Source organism: Streptomyces filamentosus (assembly GCF_014654895.1).
GTDB classification, from domain to species: Bacteria; Actinomycetota; Actinomycetes; order Streptomycetales; family Streptomycetaceae; genus Streptomyces; species Streptomyces filamentosus.
The window spans coordinates 457871-475859 of the sequence record NZ_BNBE01000003.1; the positions used below are offsets into that span (position 1 = coordinate 457871).

The following is a 17989-nucleotide window of genomic DNA, read 5'->3' on the forward strand; positions in this document are numbered from 1 at the left end:
GCACCCCGCCCGTCCCTCGTTCGGGTCATGTGGCCGCGGTCGCCGGACAGGCCCCGCCCGCCCCCGGCACCCTGTCGACCATGCGTGCCGCACCCCCGCCACCCCTCGCCGCCCAGCCCACCCCGCTCAGCCGCCTCCTCGGCATCGCCCTGGACGCCCTGCGCACCGGAGCGGAGGAACGAGGCGGCCCGCTGCCGGCCGGCGGGCCGCAGGCCGTCACGGCACGGGTCCGCGCCACCCTCGGAGCCGTACTCCCCGAGACCGGCACCGGACCGCACGAGGCACTGCGCACCCTGGTCCACCTGGTCGCCGCCGGCGCCGCCGACCCCGCGCACCCACTGTGCGCCGCCCACCTCCACACCCCGCCGCTCGCACTCGCCGCCGCCGCCGACCTGGCCGCCGCCGCGCTCAACCCGTCCATGGACTCCTGGGACCAGGCGCCCGCCGCCTCCGCCCTGGAGGCCGAGGTCACGGCCGCACTCGCCGCCGAGGTCTTCCCCGCCGCCGACCACCCCGACGCGCTCGTCACCACCGGCGGCACCGAGTCCAACCAACTGGCCCTCCTCCTCGCCCGCGAGCGGCACGGCACCGCCCTCACCACCGTCACCGGAGCCCACACCCACCACTCGGTCCGCCGCGCCGCCTGGCTCCTCGGCCTCCCCGAGCCGGTCGTCGTCCCCACCCCGAGGGGCGTCCTCGACCCCGCCGAAGCGGCCCGGGCCCTCGCCGACCAGGACGGCCCGGTCCTCCTCACCGCCACCGCGGGCACCACCGACGAGGGCCTGATCGACCCACTGCCACAGCTCGCCGACGCCTGCGCCGCGCACGGCGCCGAACTGCACGTCGACGCCGCCTACGGCGGCCCGCTGCTCCTCAGCGCCACCCACCGCCCCCTCCTGACCGGCCTGGACCGGGCCCGCACGGTCACCCTCGACCTGCACAAACTCGGCTGGCAACCGGTCGCCGCCGGACTCCTCGCGGTCCGCGACACCGGCGACCTCGCACCGCTCGCCCACACCGCCGACTACCTCAACGCCGACGACGACACCGACGCCGGGCTCCCCGACCTCCTCGGCCGCTCCCTGCGCACCACCCGCCGCCCCGACGTCCTCAAGGCCGCGGTCACCCTGCGGGCCCTCGGCCGCACCGGCCTCGGCGCACTGGTCGACCGCTGCATGGAACACGCCAGGGACCTGGCCGACCTGGTGGAGAAGACCCCCGGCCTGGAGCTCCGCGACCGCCCCGTCCTCACCACCGTCCTCTTCCGCCCCACCGGGGCCGAGGACACGCGGGTGGCGGAGATCCGCCGCACCCTCCTCGCCGACGGCCGGGCCGTCCTCGGCCGCGCCGAGGCGGACGGCCGCCTCTGGCTCAAGGCCACCCTGCTCAACCCGCACACCACCCCCGACGACCTGGCCCAGCTCATCACCCTCGTGGAAGGCGACACCGACCGATGACCGGCAGCACCCCCCAGCAGGACCTCGACCGCCCCCACGACCTGGTGGGCGTCGGCATCGGGCCGTTCAACCTCTCGCTCGCCGCACTCGCCCACGGCGTCCCCGGCGGGCTCGCCGCCACCTTCTTCGAACAGCGCCCCGCCTTCCACTGGCACCCGGGCCTCCTCATCGAGGGCGCCACCCTCCAGGTGCCGTTCCTCGCCGACCTGGTGACCCTCGCCGACCCGGCCAGCCCCTGGTCCTTCCTCAACTACCTGAAGGGCCGCGAACGCCTCTTCCCCTTCTACTTCGCCGAGAAGTTCCACATCCAGCGCGCCGAGTACGACGCCTACTGCCGCTGGGTCAGCGAGCGGCTGCCCGGCCTCCACTTCGGCCACCAGGTCGACTCGGTCCGCTGGAACCCCGAGCGCAAGCTCTTCGAGGTCGACTTCACCCAGCTCGACCCGGACGGCGAGGCCGCCGCCCTGGGCCGCGCCTACACCCGCAACGTGGTCCTCGGCGTCGGCACCGAACCGTACGTCCCCGAGCCGCTGCGCCCGCTCGCGGAGGCCCCCGGGGTGCCGGTGATCCACTCCGCCGACTACCTCGCCCACCGGGACTCCCTGCGCGCCGCCGGACACGTCACCGTCATCGGCTCCGGCCAGTCCGGCGCCGAGGTCTTCCTCGACCTGCTCCGGAGCCGCCCGGCCGGCGCGGAGCGGATCACCTGGCTGTCCCGCACCGAGGCGTTCGCGCCGATGGAGTACTCGAAGCTGGGCCTGGAGCACTTCACGCCCGACTACACCCGCTACTTCCACGCCCTGCCCGAGCCGGTCCGGGGCGAGCTGATGCCCCGCCAGTGGCAGCTGCACAAGGGCATCGACGCGGAGACCATCGCCGCCGTCCACGACGAGCTGTACCGCCGCACCCTGCACGGCGGCTGGCCGGACGCCGTCCTCACCCCGGGCGTGCGGGTCCGCACGGCGGGCCGGGTCGCCACCACCCAGGTCGAACTGCACCTGGAACACGTCCAGCAGGGCACCCGCTCCCGGCTCACCACCGACGCCGTCGTCCTCGCCACCGGCTACCGGGAGCGCCCGGTGGACCGGATGCTGGCCGGCCTCGACCCGTACCTGCGGCACGACTCGGCGGGCCGGGCGCGCATCGACGAGCACTACCGGCTGGTGCTCGACCCCTCGGTGACCGGCTCGGTGTACGTGCAGAACGCCGAGCGCCACACGCACGGCGTGGGCGCCCCCGACCTCGGCCTGGCGGCCTGGCGCAGCGCCGTCATCCTCAACGCGGTGACGGGCAAGGAGCCGTACCCGCTGCCGCGCAGGACCGCCTTCACCAGCTTCGGCCTGGACGCGCGAGAGGCGCCGAGCATCCCGTCCCAGGAACGGAAGCTGACGCCCCTCGTGCAGCACTAGCGTCCTAGAAGACGGGCACGCCGTCCCGGGTCAGCCGCCAGCCGACGCCGGCGAACAGCGAGGCGTCGACGGTGCCCTTGGCCCGCACCCACTGGATGATCGTGTTGCGGATCTCGTCGGAGTCCGCCCACAGCTGCTCGGCCTTGGCGACGTGCGGGAAGGCGCCGCCACCGCTGGCACGGTAGTTGTTGACGGCGAGGACGAACTTCGCGGCCGGGTCGATCGGCTCGCCCTCGAAGGACAGGCCGGTGATCCGGGAGCCGACGGGCCTGGCGATGTCGATGTCGTAGGTCAGCCCCGAGACGGCGTCGTAGTTGTAGTCCGGGGTGTTGTCCGCGTTGGTGAGCTTCGCGGTGTCGACGGGGGCGCCCGCCGGGGTCTGCACGTAGTACTTCGCCGAGTACTCCAGGTACTCCTTCAGCTGGGCGCCCGTCATCAGACGGGCCTCCAGGGTGTTCTCGAAGGGGTAGAGCCCGGCGGCGTCCTTGATGGTGATCTCGCCGGCCGGGATGCGGGCCGTGCGGGAGAAGCAGGACGCCTGGGAGAGCACCGGCAGGCCGGCGTACGCGCCCCCGGCCAGGGCGGCCCGCACGGTCTCGGTCTGGACGACGTTGATCAGGTCGATGATCGGCTCGTCCTTCCACGGCGCGTCGGCCGTGGTCATGGCGGTGGTGGAGGTGCCGATGACCTGGTTGACGTAGGCCACGACCTTCGCGTGCTCGTCGGCGAGGAGACCGGTGATCTCCGGGTCCTCCTCGACGGTGTTGGAGTTGAGGACCCGGGCGGCGGCCTTCTCCACCGTCCAGCGGCCCTTCTCCCACACCAGGTCGAAGTCGAAGAGGGTGAGGCGCTGGCCCCACTTCAGCGGCTCGGAGAGGACGACCTCCTTGCCGGTCTCCTCGTTGGTCACCCGGTACTCGGGGATCTCGGCGTGGGCGTGGCCGACGAGGATCGCGTCGATGCCGGGGACCTGCTCGGCGACGAGGGCGGCGGCGTTCTCCACGTAGGGCAGCTGGTCGCCCCAGGAGGAGGTGCCGCTGGAGCCGGAGTGCGCGGAGACGACGACCACGTCGGCGCCCAGGGAGCGCAGCTTCGGCACCCACTTCGCCGCCTGCTCCTCCAGGCCGGGGAAGACCATCCTGCCGCTGACGTTCGCCTTGTCCCAGATGGCGATGCCGGGGTTGGTCAGACCGAGCACCGCGACCTTGACGTCCCTGCCGTGCGGGGTGCGCAGCCGGTGGATGCTGTACGGGGCGAAGGCCGGCCGCAGCGTCCTCGCGTCGAGCGCGTTGGCGCCGAGCAGCGGGAAGTCGCACTGCTCCTCGAACTTCCGCAGCACGGGGATGCCGTAGTTGAACTCGTGGTTGCCGAGCGCGGCGGCGTCGTAGCCGATGGCGTTCATGGCCTGGGCCATGGGGTGGACCGGGCCGCCGGTCTTCGTGATCGGGTCGATCTTGGCGTAGTAGTACGAGAGCTGGGTGCCCTGGATGGTGTCGCCGGCGTCGATGAGGAGCGTGTTGCGGCGGCCCTTCTCCGCGCGGACCCGGTTCACCAGGGTGGAGATCTTGGCGAGGCCGACGTCGTTGTGGGCCTTGTCGTCGAACTCCTTGTCCGTGAAGTAGTCCCAGTTCAGGACGTTTCCGTGCAGATCGGTGGTGCCCATGACGGTGAAGGAGTACCGCTTGGCCGGCTTCGGGCGGGGCCCGTGGGCCTCGGCGGGAGCGACGGCCCCGGCGGCGAGGGCGGCTCCGGCTCCGAGGGCTGCGGAGCTCTCCAGGAAGGTCCGGCGGTTCAGCGGCATGTGTGTTTCTCCTTGTTCCGTGGCGCTGCCTCTGGGTGCACAACGCGCGTAGATTCTGGCCCAGACGCCTCTGGAGCAACAGCCCTTTCGGGTTACGGAGCGGGAAAGTGTTCGTACCGTATGGCGAGACGACGGCCTCCGGAGCTCGGAAAACGCTCATCGGAGCAACCCGCCGCACAGATTCAATACTTGTCAACGGCGTTTCACGCAAAGGTTGTTGAGTAGTCATGCGGGACCCACCGGCTACCGGCGGGTAAGGCCCTAGGCTCGCCTCATGCGCCGAGCGAAAATCGTTTGTACCCTTGGGCCCGCCACCGAAACATACGACCAGATCAAGGCGTTGATCGAGGCCGGAATGGACGTGGCCCGCTTCAACCTCAGCCACGGCACCTACGCCGAACACGAGGAGCGTTACCACCGGGTCCGCAAGGCGGCCGACGAGACCGGCCGCAGCGTCGGCGTCCTCGCCGACCTTCAAGGCCCGAAGATCCGCCTCGGCCGCTTCCGCGAGGGCCCCGTACTGCTTGAACGCGGCGACGACTTCACCATCACCGTCGAACCGGCCGAGGGCGACCGCCACCGCTGCGGCACCACCTACTCCGGCCTCGCCCAGGACGTCACCCCCGGCGAGCGGATCCTCGTCGACGACGGCCGCGTCACCCTGGAGGTCGTCTCCGTCGACGGCCCCCGGGTCAACACCCGCGTCGTCGAGGGCGGCATGGTCTCCGACCACAAGGGCCTCAACCTCCCGGGCGTCGCCGTCTCCGTCCCCGCGCTCTCCGACAAGGACGTCGAAGACCTCCGCTGGGCGCTCCGCACCGGCGCCGACGTCATCGCCCTCTCCTTCGTCCGCTCCGCCCGGGACATCGAGGACGTCCACCGCATCATGGACGAGGAGGGCCTCCGCCTCCCCGTCATCGCCAAGATCGAGAAGCCCCAGGCGGTCGAGAACATCGAGGAGATCGTCGCCGCCTTCGACGGCATCATGGTCGCCCGCGGCGACCTGGGCGTCGAGATGCCCCTGGAACAGGTGCCGATCGTCCAGAAGCGCGCCGTCAAGCTCGCCAAGCGGAACGCCAAGCCCGTCATCGTCGCCACCCAGATGCTCGACTCGATGATCGACAACTCCCGGCCCACCCGCGCCGAGGCGTCCGACGTGGCCAACGCGGTCATCGACGGCACCGACGCCGTGATGCTCTCCGGCGAGACCAGCGTCGGCCGCTTCCCCATCGAGACGGTCCGCACCATGAGCCGCATCGTCGAAGCCGCCGAGGAGGACGTCCTCGCCAAGGGCCTCCCGCCGCTGACCGAGCGCAACAAGCCCCGCACCCAGGGCGGCGCCGTGGCCCGGGCCGCCGCCGAGATGGGCGACTTCCTCGGCGCGAAGTTCCTGGTGGCCTTCACCCAGTCCGGCGACACCGTCCGCCGGCTCTCCCGCTACCGCTCGCCGATCCCCCTGCTCGCCTTCACACCGGACCCGGCGACCCGCTCGCAACTCAACCTCACCTGGGGCGTGGAGACCTTCCTCGGCCCCCACGTCGACTCCACCGACGCCATGGTCGCCCAGGTCGACGAGGAACTGCTGCGCATCGGCCGCTGCCGGAAGGGCGACGTCGTGGTGATCACCGCCGGCTCCCCGCCCGGCGTCTCGGGCTCCACGAACCTGGTCCGCGTCCACCACATCGGGGACCCGCTCTCCTGACCCCGGAGGCGCGGGGACACAGCACCCGCGCACGCGGTGGGACACCAGGAAGAACCACGTCACCAGAAGTGAAGTGGCGCAATGACGCCCCGAGGTCCGGACCCTTCGGGTCCGGACCTCGACCGGGTGGCGGTGGTCAGTGCTTGGGGCCCACGTGGGCGTCCATGAGCGCGACGGAGGCTTTGCGGGCGACGGAGATGTTGTAGGGAGCGGTACCGCGAGCGGTGGTCGTCCACTCGACACCGACCTTGTCGAGGGTGTCGCCGAGCAGCTTCCGGATGTCGTCCGACTTGTTGGTGAAGAAATACCGGGGGTACTCGTACCGCTTGCGTTCGCCGCCGACGAGGCGAGTCGTCCAATTGGTGATCCGGCAGCCGTCGGAGTGGATGAGGCCGCGGATGAATTCCCAGGGGCGCGCATCGATGATCTTCTGCTGCCAGGCTTCGAGTGCGATGCGCCGCTCGTGCTTCTTCCCGGGGCCGTGCTGGGGGAAGAGACAGGCTAGATGCAGCGAGTACACCTTGACGTTGTGGCAGCCCTTCCTGCGCACGCGGCAGGTGGAGTTGTCCGGAAACACCCGGCGCATGGCTCTCTCGGCCTCGTCCTGTACGCCTGGCCAGGCGTCATCGAGTGTGATCATGAGGCTCGGTGCCCGGTGCGCCGAGTATCGGCTGATGTGCCCGTCGCCGAGATAGAGGCCAAGGAGGTAGGCGTACGCTGCCGCGTCCAATTCCCGGCCGTCGCAGCGGGGGCACTTGGGGGCGGGCTTCCCCGGGCATTCGCCGCGTTTGGCGCGGTCGGTGTGTTTCCAGTAGCCGATCGTGCCGAGCGGGACATTGAGCTTGCGGGCGACGTCAGCGTTCTTCGTGCCGTCGCGCAGGAGCGTCAGCGCCTGCCGGCGTACCTCTGTTCCATGGAAGTGCATGCGGTCGATCGTGACCGGCTCGTGGGGGTCGCATGGCACAGATGGTCAGGCTTCATGCGTGTGAGTGACGGTCACCCATAGACCGGGTACCTTAGAATCGAAGGAAAAGTGCCCCAGGTGGGATTCGAACCCACACTGTCCGCTGTTTGAGAGCGGCCTCTCTGACCAGTTGGAGTACTGGGGCCTTAGAAAGCGAGGGCGCTATGGCCCCTGCGGAGCACCACCTTACAGGAGGTAGGTAGGCTCATGGGGAGCTGTATCCGCCTCGGAACGAGGCCATCGAACGAGGAGCCCCCGTGACCGCCCCCGAGTCGCCCCAGCCCGCCGACGACGCCGAATCGTCGCACGTCCCGCCGCTGACGACCCGCGTCGTCATCGCCGAGGACGAGGCCCTGATCCGCCTCGATCTCAAGGAGATGCTGGAGGAGGAGGGCTACTCGGTCGTCGGCGAGGCGGGCGACGGCCAGACCGCCGTCGAGCTGGCCCGTGAGCACCGCCCCGACCTGGTGATCCTGGACGTGAAGATGCCCGTCCTCGACGGCATCTCCGCCGCCGAGAAGATCGCCGGCGAGTCCATCGCCCCGGTCCTCATGCTCACCGCCTTCTCCCAGCGCGACCTCGTGGAGCGCGCCCGGGACGCCGGTGCCATGGCCTACCTGGTGAAGCCCTTCAGCAAGAGCGACGTGGTCCCGGCCATCGAGATGGCCGTCTCCCGCTTCGCCGAGCTGCGTGCCCTGGAGCAGGAGGTCGCCGACCTCAGCCAGCGCCTGGAGACCCGCAAGCTGGTCGACCGTGCCAAGTCGATCCTCCAGACCCAGTACGGCCTGACCGAGCCGGCCGCCTTCCGCTGGATCCAGAAGACCTCCATGGACCGCCGCATGTCCATGCAGCAGGTCGCCGAGGCCGTCATCGAGGACGCCGAGGAGAAGAAGGCCGCGAAGGGGCAGTAGCCCGTACCCGTACACGGCGGAAGGCCCGCCCCGCGCGATGCGGGGCGGGCCTTCCTGCGTACGTCCGCCGGTGCTCAGTCCTCGCCGAGGTACGCCTTGCGCACCGACTCGTCGTGCAGCAGGTCCCGGCCCGTGCCGGAGAGCACGATCTTGCCGATCTCCAGCACGTGGCCGTGGTCCGCGAGGGCCAGCGCGGCCTGGGCGTTCTGCTCGACGAGCAGGATCGTGGTGCCCTGGGCCTTCAGCTCGGCGATGGTCGCCATGATCTTCTGCATCATGATCGGCGAGAGGCCCATGGAGGGCTCGTCGAGCATGAGCAGCTTGGGCTGGGACATCAGCGCCCGGCCCATGGCGAGCATCTGCTGCTCGCCGCCGGAGAGCGTGCCGGCCGCCTGCTTGCGACGCTCGCCCAGGATCGGGAAGAGGTCGTAGGCGCGCTGCACGTCCTTGGCGATCCCGGCGGTGTCCTTCCGGAGGAAGGCGCCGAGGAGGAGGTTCTCCTCGATGGTCATGCGCGGGAAGATGTGCCGGCCCTCGGGGGAGTGGGCCAGCCCCAGCGAGACGATCTTGTGTGCGGGGATCTTGCGGAGGGACTTGCCCTCGAACCTGATCTGGCCGCCGACGGGCTTGAGGAGCCCGGAGAGGGTCCGCAGGGTGGTGGTCTTCCCGGCGCCGTTGGTGCCGATGAGGGTGACGACCTCGCCCGCCTCCACGGAGAAGGAGATGCCCTTGACGGCCTCGATCTTTCCGTAGGCGACGCGCAGGTCCTCGACTTCGAGCAGTGCGGTCATGCGTCGTTCTCCTTGCCCGGAGCGGCGTCCTTCGGGGCGTCCGCCGTGTCCGCCGGGGTGTCGTCGTCCTCGGCCGGGGCGTCGTCGGCGGCCTCGGCGTCGTCCGAGCCCGTGTCGGCGTCCGTGTCCGTGTCCTCGGCGGTCTCGGCGGCCTTCGCCGGGGCTGCGGGGGCCTCGTCGGTCGGGGCCTCGTCGGCCGGGGCCTTCGTGGACGGGGCCTCGTCGATCGGCTCGCCGAGGTACGCGGCGATGACCCGCTCGTCGCTCTGGACGGTCTGGCTGTCGCCCTCGATCAGCTTCTGGCCCTGCACGAGCACGGCGACCCGGTCGCACAGGTTGAAGATGAAGCGCATGTCGTGCTCGATGACGAGCACGGCGATGCCCTGGTCCCGGATGGCGAAGATCAGTTCCTCGACCGCCCGGGTCTCCTGGGGGTTCATGCCCGCCGTCGGCTCGTCGAGCAGGAGCAGGCCGGGGTCGCTCGCGAGCGCGCGGGCGATCTCCAGCTTGCGCTGCTCGCCGTAGGGCAGGTTCCTGGCGAGGTGCTCCGCCTTGTGCGCCAGGCCGATGAACTCCAGGAGCTCCATGGCGCGTCGGGTGGCCTCCTCCTCGGTCCGGCGGAAGCCGGGGAGTCGGAGGACCGCCGACCAGAGGCCCTGCTTCATCCGGGTGTGGCGTCCGACGAGGACGTTCTCCAGGACGGACATGTTGCCGAAGAGCCGGATGTTCTGGAAGGTGCGGGCGATGCCGGCGGCGGTGACCTTGAAGGAGGTCGGGGGCAGGACGGTGCCCTTGTACCGGACCTCGCCCTCGGTGGGGACGTACAGGCCGGTGAGGCAGTTGAAGAAGGTGGTCTTGCCGGCGCCGTTGGGGCCGATGAGGCCGACGATCTCGCCGCTGTTCACCGTGAGGTCGACTTCGCGGACGGCGGTGAGGCCGCCGAAGCGCATGGTGACCCCGCGCGCGTCGAGCACCTTCTCGGGGGTGGCCTGGGAGGTGGTGGCCCCGGCCTGGTTCGTCGTGGTCGTCATGGTTCAGGCACCTGCCTTGGCGAGCGTGGCGGGCGTCTCGTCCTTCTCGTGGAACTCCAGCTGGCGGCGCCGGTTGGCGATCATGCCCTCCGGGCGGAAGCGCATGAGCAGGATCAGCGCGACGCCGAAGGCGAGGAGCTGGAACTCGCCGAGGAACTGGAGCTTGTTCGGGATGAGGAAGAGCAGCGCGGCACCGACCAGGGGTCCGCTCATGGTGCCCATGCCGCCGAGGACGACGGCCGCGAGCAGGAAGGCGGAGTTGGGGGGGATGGGACCGGCGAAGAGGTACTGCTCCGGCGTCACGGTGTAGGTGACGTGGGCCTGCACGGTGCCCGCGAGGCCGGCGAGCGAGGCGCCGAGGGCGAAGGCGATGAGCTTGACCCGGAAGCCGTTGATGCCCATGGCGAGCGCGGCGGTCTCGTCCTCGCGGATGGCGACCCAGGCGCGGCCGATGCGGGAGTCGCCGCTGCGCCGGAAGACCAGCACGACGACCGCCATGATCAGCAGCATCAGGAAGAAGTAGTTGGCGAAGCGGCCGATGGTGAAGCCGGCGATCGTGTGCTCGACGCCGAAGTCGAAGCCGAAGATGTTCAGGTTCGGGATCGACGCGATGCCGTTGGAGCCGTTGGTGATGTCGGGGCCGGAGGTGCCGTCCGTGTTGTTCACCGCGATGCGGAAGATCTCGCCGAAGCCGAGGGTCACGATGGCGAGGTAGTCGCCGCGCAGCCGCAGGGTCGGGGCGCCGATGAGGACGCCGAAGATCAGTGAGGCCACCGCGCCGACCAGGACCGCCGCCCAGAAGGGCAGGTGGAGGCCGGAGGGTGAGGTCGGGGCGCCGGAGACCAGGGCGGCGGCGTAGGCGCCGACGCCGAGGAAGGCGACGTATCCGAGGTCGAGCAGGCCGGCGAGGCCGACGACGATGTTCAGGCCCAGGGCGACCGTGGCGAAGATCAGGATGTAGACGCCGAGCGTCGCGTACTGGTCGTCGGTCTGGGTGAAGGGGAAGAGTGCCGCGGCGATGAACGCGCCGGCGATGGAGAGGTTCTGGTGCTTCCCGGTGAGCGTCGTGGCCTGCTGGGTGAGGCCCGACTTGTTGACCGCGGCGAAGCCGAGGCCGGTGGTGATGAGGAAGCCGAGGAACAGCTCGTCGTACTCGGTGCCGACGCCGTAGGTGAAGACGCCGAGGGCGACGGCGAGGACGGCGGTGATGATGAGGATCTCGACGGCGGAGTTCATCGCGGGCAGCCTGCGCACCGGACCGGTGGCGAAGGCGGCCTTGAAGGTGGACCAGCCGTTGCCCGCCCGGTGCTTGAAGCGGTCCCAGCCGGTGTCCTCGGGGTCGAGGGGCAGCAGCGCGGGTCGCTCGAAGGGGAGGCCGAGGCCGCCCAGGAGGCCGAGCAGGGTGGCGACGGCGGCGACCACGCCGCCGGGCTCCAGGTTGACCGGTCCGCCGAGCTCGACGCTGATCGCGCCGACGGTGAACCAGGTGGTGGCGAAGGTGGCGATGGTGGCGAGCCGGACCGCCGGGTCCGCGCCGGCCGGGGTCAGCCAGCGGGTGCCCTTGACGCCGTACGAGGAGAGGGCGAAGAGCGTGGTGAGCGCGCCGAGCACCAGGACCTGGAGCTGGAGGCCGCCCGGGTAGCCGGTGACCGTGAGGTCGCCGGGGAAGCGGGGGGTCCAGGTCCAGGCGAGGAAGCAGCTGGCGACCGTGAGGACGCCGCCGCCGAGGGCGAGGGCGCGGGCCGCCTTGGGCGGCAGGAAACCGATGAGGCCGGTGGCCGCGGATTCCTGGGCCGTGGCGGCCGCGGGGGCCTTGGGGTTCTCGGAGATGGTGGTCATGGTGCTCACGCCCTGTCCGCGACGCGCTCGCCGAGCAGGCCCTGGGGCCGGGCGAGGAGGACGACGATGAGGAGGATGAAGGCCCAGACGTCGGCCCAGGACTGGCCGCCGAACTGCTCCATGCCCGGAACGTGGCTGATGTAGGCCGTCGCCATGGTCTCGGCGAGGCCGAGGACCAGACCGCCGATCATGGCGCCGTAGATGTTGCCGATGCCGCCGAGGACCGCGGCGGTGAACGCCTTGAGGCCGAGGAGGAAGCCCATCTTGTACTCGACGACGCCGTACTTGAGGCCGTAGGCGACCGCGCCGACGGCGGCGAAGGCGGCGCCGAGGGCGAACGCGACCACGATGATGCGGTCGGTGTTGACGCCCATGAGCTTCGCGGTGTCCGGGTCCTGCGCCGTGGCCTGCATGCCGCGTCCGATGCGGGTGCGCATGACGAAGAAGGCGAGGAAGGCCATGCAGATCGGGGCGGCGATCAGGAGGAACACGTCGCCGGTCTGGATGGTGACCGGGCCGAGTTCGATCGGGCCGCCGGGGATCTGCGGGAAGGTCCGGGCGGACTTCGCCTCCGGGTACAGCGACCAGACGGCCTGCTGGAGGGCGAGGGAGAGACCGATGGCGGTGATGAGCGGAGCGAGACGGGGGCCCCCGCGCAGCGGGCGGTAGGCCAGGCGTTCCGCTCCGACGGCTATCGTCGTCGCGACGAGCACGGCACCGATGATCATGAGGGGGAGCGCGACCCACATGCTGGTGCCGCCGGGCAGGATGAGCCAGACCGTCAGGGCCCCGAAGCCGCCGGTCATGAAGATCTCGCCGTGGGCGAAGTTGATGAGCTGGACGATGCCGTAGACCATCGTGTAGCCGACGGCGACCAGCCCGTACATGGATCCCAGTAGCAGGCCGTTGACCAGCTGCTGCGGCAGTTCGTTCACCGCATTGTCCTCCGAGACTTTCGACGGATGTGACACCGCGCGGGGCGCCTGGTGCGGCCCCCCGCGCGGTGAAGATGGTGCTGAGTGAGACGCCGCCGGAGATCAGCGGCGGGAAGGTTCGGTCACTCGCCGAAGGTGTCCGACTTGACCGGCTTGTAGGCGCCGCCCTCGACCTTGTAGACCGTGAGCTGCTTGTTGGTGGTGTCACCGAACTCGTCGAAGGAGACCTTGCCGGTCACGCCGTCGAAGGAGACGCCCTGGAGGGCCTCGGTGACCTTGGCGCGGGCGCCGTCGGGCAGCTTGCCGCTGTTGCCCTCGACGGCCTTCTTGACGGCCTCGATGATGGCCCAGGTCGAGTCGTAGGCGTAGCCGCCGTACGCCTCGTACGCCTCCTTGTAGCCGCCGGCCTTGTAGTTGGCCAGGAACTCCTTGGCGGACGGGAGGGTCTCGATCGGCGCGCCGACGGAGGTGGCGATGTCGCCCTCGGCCGCGGCCGCACCGGCGAGCTTCACGTACTCGGCGCTGTAGAGCGCGTCGCCGCCGACGACGGTGACCTTGGCGCCGGCCTCCTTGATCTGCTTGGCCAGCGGGCCGGCGGCCGGGTACTCGCCGCCGTAGTAGACGACGTCGGCGCCGGAGCTCTTCACCTTGGTGGCGACGGCGGAGAAGTCCTTGGTGTCGGGGTTGACGTGCTCGGTGCCGACGACCTTGCCGCCGAGCTTCTCCCACTCGCCCTTGAAGGTGCCCGCGAGGCCGGCGCCGTAGGTCTTCTTGTCGTCGATGATGAACGCCTTGGTCTTCTTGGCGTCGTTGAAGACGTACTGCGCGGCGAACGGGCCCTGGATGGCGTCCGTGGTGGCCGTGCGGAAGTACGAGGCGTAGGTGCGCTTCTTGGTGCCCGTGGCCCAGTCCGGGCCCTGGGAGAGCGACGGGTTGGTGTTGGCCGGGGAGACCTGCGCCAGCTTGGCGTCGTCGAAGACCTTCTGCATCGACTCGGCGACGGAGGAGTTCAGCGGGCCGACGACGCCGAGGACGGTCTTGTCGGCGACGAGCTTGGTGGCGTTCTGCTGGCCGGAGGAGGGCTGCGCCTGGTCGTCGAGGGCCTCCAGCTTGAAGGTGACGCCCTTGACGTACTCCTTCTTGTTGGCCGTCTGGACCGCGAGGTCGGCGGAGTTCTTGATGCCGAGGCCGAGGGCCGAGAGCTCGCCGGTGAGGGGGGCGTCCAGACCGATGGTGACGGTGACGCCGCCGCCCTCGCCAGAGCTGTCGCCGCCCTTGTCGTCGCGCGAACCGCACGCGGTGAGGGTGAGCGCTCCCGCGGTGACCGCGGTGGTGAGTATGAGCAACGAACGGTTTCGCACGAAGGGTCCTTTCCCTGGCGCGGCCCCCTCTGCCGAGGCGGTGCCGTGGAGCTGCGGAGCAAGAGGTGCCGGTGGTGAATGCCGGGCCGTACTGAGTACCGGTACGAGGCCGTGCAGTAGGTCGCGCCCAGCGGCGCGGTGACTGGCGGTGACTCTAAGCGCAGGTGGGGAGGGTCGGGGAGCGGCGGGAGAAGGATGTGACTGTCTTGTTATGCCGACAGGTGGAGCAGGGCTGAGAGGTCCCCTTAAATCCGGGCATAGCGCCGTGTTACAAGGTGTTCACATGCTGAGAACGCCCAGTTCCGCTAAGGGGCTTGAGGGAATCTTGGTACTGACGGGGAACTTCGGTGGCTCTCCGGATATCGGACGCGGTGCCCGAACTGAGCGGACGGATGTCAAGCTTCGGGCTCGGCCGGGGTGATCGGCGGATGATCACGGAGCGTGACGCGAGTGGGCGTGCGGAGCCCCGCCGTCACTCCCGGGCAACGGCTGGAACTCGCTGCTTTCGAACGTACCTACGAGGAGTGTGAGTTGGGAGGGGTTGGCGTGAAATCGACAGAAAGGAAGGGGAGTTGGGGGCGCGCAGGGTGACGGCGGGCGGGTGCGGGATTCGCGCGGCGGTGCGCCGGAAGCGGTGTGCCGGAAGCGGGGCGCCGAAGGAGTGGGATGGGGAGGGGTGGTCCGCCGGGGGGTTGGGGCGGGGGAGGGGCGGTCCGCCGAGGGGGGCGGTGTGCGGAAGGGGCGGTACGCGAAGGGGGCGGTACGCCTCCGCGTACCGCCCCCTTCGGGTCCGGGGTGTTCCCGCCGGCTCCGGCCCGCGCCTCGTTCGGGCGGTGAACCGGCCCCGGATCAGGCGCCGTCGATCCGTCCCGCCTGCGGCAGGTCCGCCGCGGCCAGCGGGCCGACCTCCCGCAGCATGCACGTCAGCCGGGCCGAGCAGACCCGGCGGCCCTGCTCGTCGCTGATCACGATCTCGTACGTCGCCGTGGACCGCCCGCGGTGCAGCGGGGTCGCCACGCCGGTCACCAGGCCGCTGCGCGCGCCCCGGTGGTGGGTGCAGTTCAGGTCCACGCCCACCGCGATCTTCGACGACCCGCCGTGCAGCATCGCGCCCACCGAGCCGAGGGTCTCCGCGAGCACCGCCGAGGCGCCGCCGTGCAGCAGCCCGTACGGCTGGGTGTTGCCCTCCACCGGCATGGTGCCGACGACCCGCTCGGCCGACGCCTCCACGATCTGCACGCCCATCCGGTTCCCGAGGTGCCCCGCCGAGAAGAGCGCCGGCAGATCCACGCCGAGCGCGGCGTACTCGTCGATGACCTCCTGCGGGAACTTCACGTGCTGCTGCTCACCCATGGCCCGGCTCCGTTCGTCTTCGTACGGCTGATCCTGCCGTCGCCCGGCTGGCTGAGCAAGCGCTTAGGCGGACGGCTGCGGAGATTGTTCCAGACGCACGACCACGGACTTGCTCGCGGGGGTGTTGCTGACGTCCGCCGTCGACTCCAGCGGCACCAGCACGTTCGTCTCCGGGTAGTACGCCGCCGCGCAGCCCCGGGCCGTCGGATAGTGCACCACCCGGAAGCCGGGTGCCCGCCGCTCGCTGCCGTCCGTCCACTCGCTCACCAGGTCCGCGTACGCCCCGTCCGCGAGGCCCAGTGCCGCCGCGTCCGACGGGTGCACCAGGACCACCCGCCGCCCGCCCCGGATCCCCCGGTAGCGGTCGTCCAGGCCGTAGATCGTGGTGTTGTACTGGTCGTGCGAGCGGAGCGTCTGCAGCAGCAGCCGGCCCTCCGGCACCCGCGGGTACTCCACCGGCGCCGCCGTGAAGTTGGCCTTCCCGGTCTTCGTCGGGAAGCGCCGCTCGTCCCGCGGCGCGTGCGGCAGCGCGAAGCCGCCCGGATTCGCCGCCAGGCGCGCGTTGAAGTCCTCGAAGCCCGGCACCACGCGCGCGATCCGGTCCCGCACCGCCGCGTAGTCCGCCTCGAACTCCTCCCACGGCGTCCGCGACCCCGCGCCGAGCACCGCCCGCGCCATCCGCGCCACGATCGCCGGCTCCGACAGCAGGTGCGGGCTCGCCGGCGGCAGGTTGCCCCGCGAGGCGTGCACCAGGCCCATCGAGTCCTCGACCGTCACGAACTGCCGGCCGCTCCTCTGCACGTCCCTGTCGGTGCGGCCCAGCGTCGGCAGGATCAGCGCCCGCCGGCCCGTCACCGCGTGCGAGCGGTTCAGCTTCGTCGACACGTGCACCGTGAGGCGCGCCTTCCGCATGGCCGCCTCGGTGACCCCGGTGTCCGGGGTCGCGCCGACGAAGTTCCCGCCCATCGCGAAGAACACCTTCGCCTCGCCGTCCCGCAGCGCCTGGATGGAGCGCACCACGTCGAAGCCGTGGTGGCGCGGCGAGACGATCCCGAACTCCTCGTCCAGCGCGTCCAGGAAGGCCGGCGCCGGGCGCTCGAAGATGCCCATCGTCCGGTCGCCCTGCACGTTCGAGTGCCCGCGCACCGGGCACACGCCCGCGCCCGGCCGCCCGATGTTCCCCCGCAGCAGCAGCAGGTTGACCACCTCGCGGATGGTCGGCACCGAGTGCTTGTGCTGGGTCAGGCCCATCGCCCAGCAGACGATCGTCCGCTTCGAGGCCAGCACCATCTCCAGGGCCCGCTCGATCTCCCCGCGCGACAGCCCCGTCGCCTCCAGGGTCTGTGCCCAGTCGGCCTCCCCGGCCGCCGCCGCGAACTCCTCGAAGCCGTGGGTGTGCTCCCGCACGAACTCCTCGTCGACCGCCCCGGGCGTGGCCAGGACCAGCTTGTTCAGCAGCCGGAAGAGGGCCTGGTCGCCGCCGATCCGGATCTGGAGGAAGAGGTCGGTGAGCGCGGCCCCCTTCAGCATGCCCTGCGGGGTCTGCGGGTTCTTGAACCGCTCCAGGCCCGCCTCCGGCAGCGGGTTCACCGAGATGATCCGCGCCCCTGCCGCCTTCGCCTTCTCCAGCGCCGACAGCATCCGCGGATGGTTCGTGCCCGGGTTCTGCCCCGCCACGACGATCAGGTCCGCCCGGTGCAGGTCCTCCAGCGAGACGCTGCCCTTGCCGATGCCGATCGTCTCCGTCAGCGCCGAACCCGAGGACTCGTGGCACATGTTCGAACAGTCCGGCAGGTTGTTGGTGCCGAACTCGCGGGCGAAGAGCTGGAGCAGGAACGCCGCCTCGTTGCTCGTCCGGCCCGAGGTGTAGAAGAGCGCCTCGTCGGGCGAGGAGAGCGCCGTGAGCTCCTCCGCGATGATCTCGAAGGCCCGCTCCCAGGTCACCGGCTCGTAGCGGTCCGCGCCCTCCGGCAGGTACACGGGCCGGGTGATCCGGCCCTGCTGGCCCAGCCAGTAGCCGCTGCGCTCCGCCAGCTCCGCCACCGGGTGCGCGGCGAAGAACTCCGGCGTCACCCGCCGCAGCGTCGCCTCCTCGGCGACCGCCTTCGCCCCGTTCTCGCAGAACTCGGCCAGGTGCCGCTTGTCGCCCTCCGGCCAGGCGCAGCCCGGACAGTCGAAGCCGTCCTTCTGGTTGACCTTGAGGAGCGTCCTGGCCGTGCGCACGGCCCCCATCTGCTCCTGGGCGATCCGCAGGGTGTGCCCGACGGCGGGCAGCCCGGCGGCCGCGTGCTGCGGCGCCGTGACCTGCGGCGCGTCCTGGACCGGGTCACCGGACGGCGGCTTGCTGACCATCGCGCTCTCCCTTGAGCGTTCGACCTGTGGCGTACGCCTCCGATCCTGTCACGCGGCACCGACAGCCCGGCACCCCGGCCGGA

At 70.8% G+C, this 17989-nt stretch carries 13 protein-coding genes and 1 tRNA gene; 4 read left to right on the top strand and 10 right to left on the bottom strand.

The genetic code is table 11. The annotated features are described in order from the left end of the window. The first annotated feature begins 80 nt into the window (after positions 1 to 80). Complete coding sequence (locus IE326_RS29515; protein ID WP_190043785.1) at positions 81 to 1457, top strand: pyridoxal phosphate-dependent decarboxylase family protein; 1377 nt, start codon at positions 81 to 83, stop codon at positions 1455 to 1457. After that, positions 1454 to 2866, top strand: a complete 1413-nt coding sequence (locus tag IE326_RS29520; protein ID WP_190043786.1) for a lysine N(6)-hydroxylase/L-ornithine N(5)-oxygenase family protein — start codon at positions 1454 to 1456, stop codon at positions 2864 to 2866. The genes IE326_RS29515 and IE326_RS29520 overlap by 4 nt, the downstream gene beginning before the upstream one ends. 4 nt (positions 2867 to 2870) lie before the next feature. Here the strand turns inward: IE326_RS29520 and IE326_RS29525 are convergent, their stop codons facing one another. After that, a complete protein-coding gene (locus IE326_RS29525; protein WP_190043787.1) occupies positions 2871 to 4667 on the bottom strand; it encodes a bifunctional metallophosphatase/5'-nucleotidase in 1797 nt (598 codons plus the stop codon). A gap of 274 nt (positions 4668 to 4941) precedes the next feature. Between IE326_RS29525 and pyk the strand changes: the two genes are divergently transcribed. Continuing rightward, positions 4942 to 6369 carry a pyruvate kinase gene (gene pyk / locus IE326_RS29530; RefSeq protein WP_150227667.1) on the top strand — a complete coding sequence of 476 codons (1428 nt, stop codon included), beginning with the start codon at positions 4942 to 4944 and terminating at the stop codon, positions 6367 to 6369. 136 nt (positions 6370 to 6505) lie between these two features. On the opposite strand, the gene IE326_RS29535 is transcribed toward pyk, so the two are convergent. Together IE326_RS29535 and IE326_RS29540 are read right to left on the bottom strand one after the other, a co-directional pair. Continuing rightward, on the bottom strand, positions 6506 to 7294 hold the full coding sequence (locus tag IE326_RS29535) for a helix-turn-helix domain-containing protein (RefSeq protein WP_150227666.1): 789 nt from the start codon (positions 7292 to 7294) through the stop codon (positions 6506 to 6508). 109 nt (positions 7295 to 7403) lie between these two features. After that, positions 7404 to 7478: transfer RNA gene (locus IE326_RS29540), tRNA-Leu, on the bottom strand. A gap of 112 nt (positions 7479 to 7590) precedes the next feature. On the opposite strand from IE326_RS29540, the gene IE326_RS29545 reads away from it, so the two are divergent. After that, positions 7591 to 8244: an ANTAR domain-containing response regulator gene (locus tag IE326_RS29545; protein ID WP_150227665.1), complete on the top strand. Its 654-nt coding sequence runs from the start codon at positions 7591 to 7593 to the stop codon at positions 8242 to 8244. A gap of 74 nt (positions 8245 to 8318) precedes the next feature. Here IE326_RS29545 and IE326_RS29550 read toward each other — a convergent pair whose 3' ends face one another. The 7 genes from IE326_RS29550 to IE326_RS29580 form a co-directional block, all read right to left on the bottom strand. Then, positions 8319 to 9035, bottom strand: a complete 717-nt coding sequence (locus IE326_RS29550) for an ABC transporter ATP-binding protein (protein ID WP_030748155.1) — start codon at positions 9033 to 9035, stop codon at positions 8319 to 8321. Next, positions 9032 to 10066: an ABC transporter ATP-binding protein gene (locus IE326_RS29555; protein WP_190043788.1), complete on the bottom strand. Its 1035-nt coding sequence runs from the start codon at positions 10064 to 10066 to the stop codon at positions 9032 to 9034. Before IE326_RS29555 ends, IE326_RS29550 begins: the two co-directional genes overlap by 4 nt. A 3-nt stretch (positions 10067 to 10069) precedes the next feature. Continuing rightward, complete coding sequence (locus IE326_RS29560) at positions 10070 to 11914, bottom strand: branched-chain amino acid ABC transporter permease (RefSeq protein WP_373310303.1); 1845 nt, start codon at positions 11912 to 11914, stop codon at positions 10070 to 10072. Continuing rightward, positions 11911 to 12840: a branched-chain amino acid ABC transporter permease gene (locus IE326_RS29565; RefSeq protein ID WP_150227663.1), complete on the bottom strand. Its 930-nt coding sequence runs from the start codon at positions 12838 to 12840 to the stop codon at positions 11911 to 11913. Before IE326_RS29565 ends, IE326_RS29560 begins: the two co-directional genes overlap by 4 nt. Positions 12841 to 12962: 122 nt before the next feature. Then, complete coding sequence (locus IE326_RS29570) at positions 12963 to 14201, bottom strand: branched-chain amino acid ABC transporter substrate-binding protein (RefSeq protein WP_190043789.1); 1239 nt, start codon at positions 14199 to 14201, stop codon at positions 12963 to 12965. An 849-nt stretch (positions 14202 to 15050) separates the two neighbouring features. Further along, entirely contained in the window at positions 15051 to 15554 is a 504-nt protein-coding gene (locus tag IE326_RS29575) for a PaaI family thioesterase (RefSeq protein ID WP_190043790.1), read from the bottom strand. A gap of 63 nt (positions 15555 to 15617) precedes the next feature. After that, on the bottom strand, positions 15618 to 17906 hold the full coding sequence (locus IE326_RS29580) for an FdhF/YdeP family oxidoreductase (protein WP_150227660.1): 2289 nt from the start codon (positions 17904 to 17906) through the stop codon (positions 15618 to 15620). Positions 17907 to 17989 lie beyond the last annotated feature (83 nt).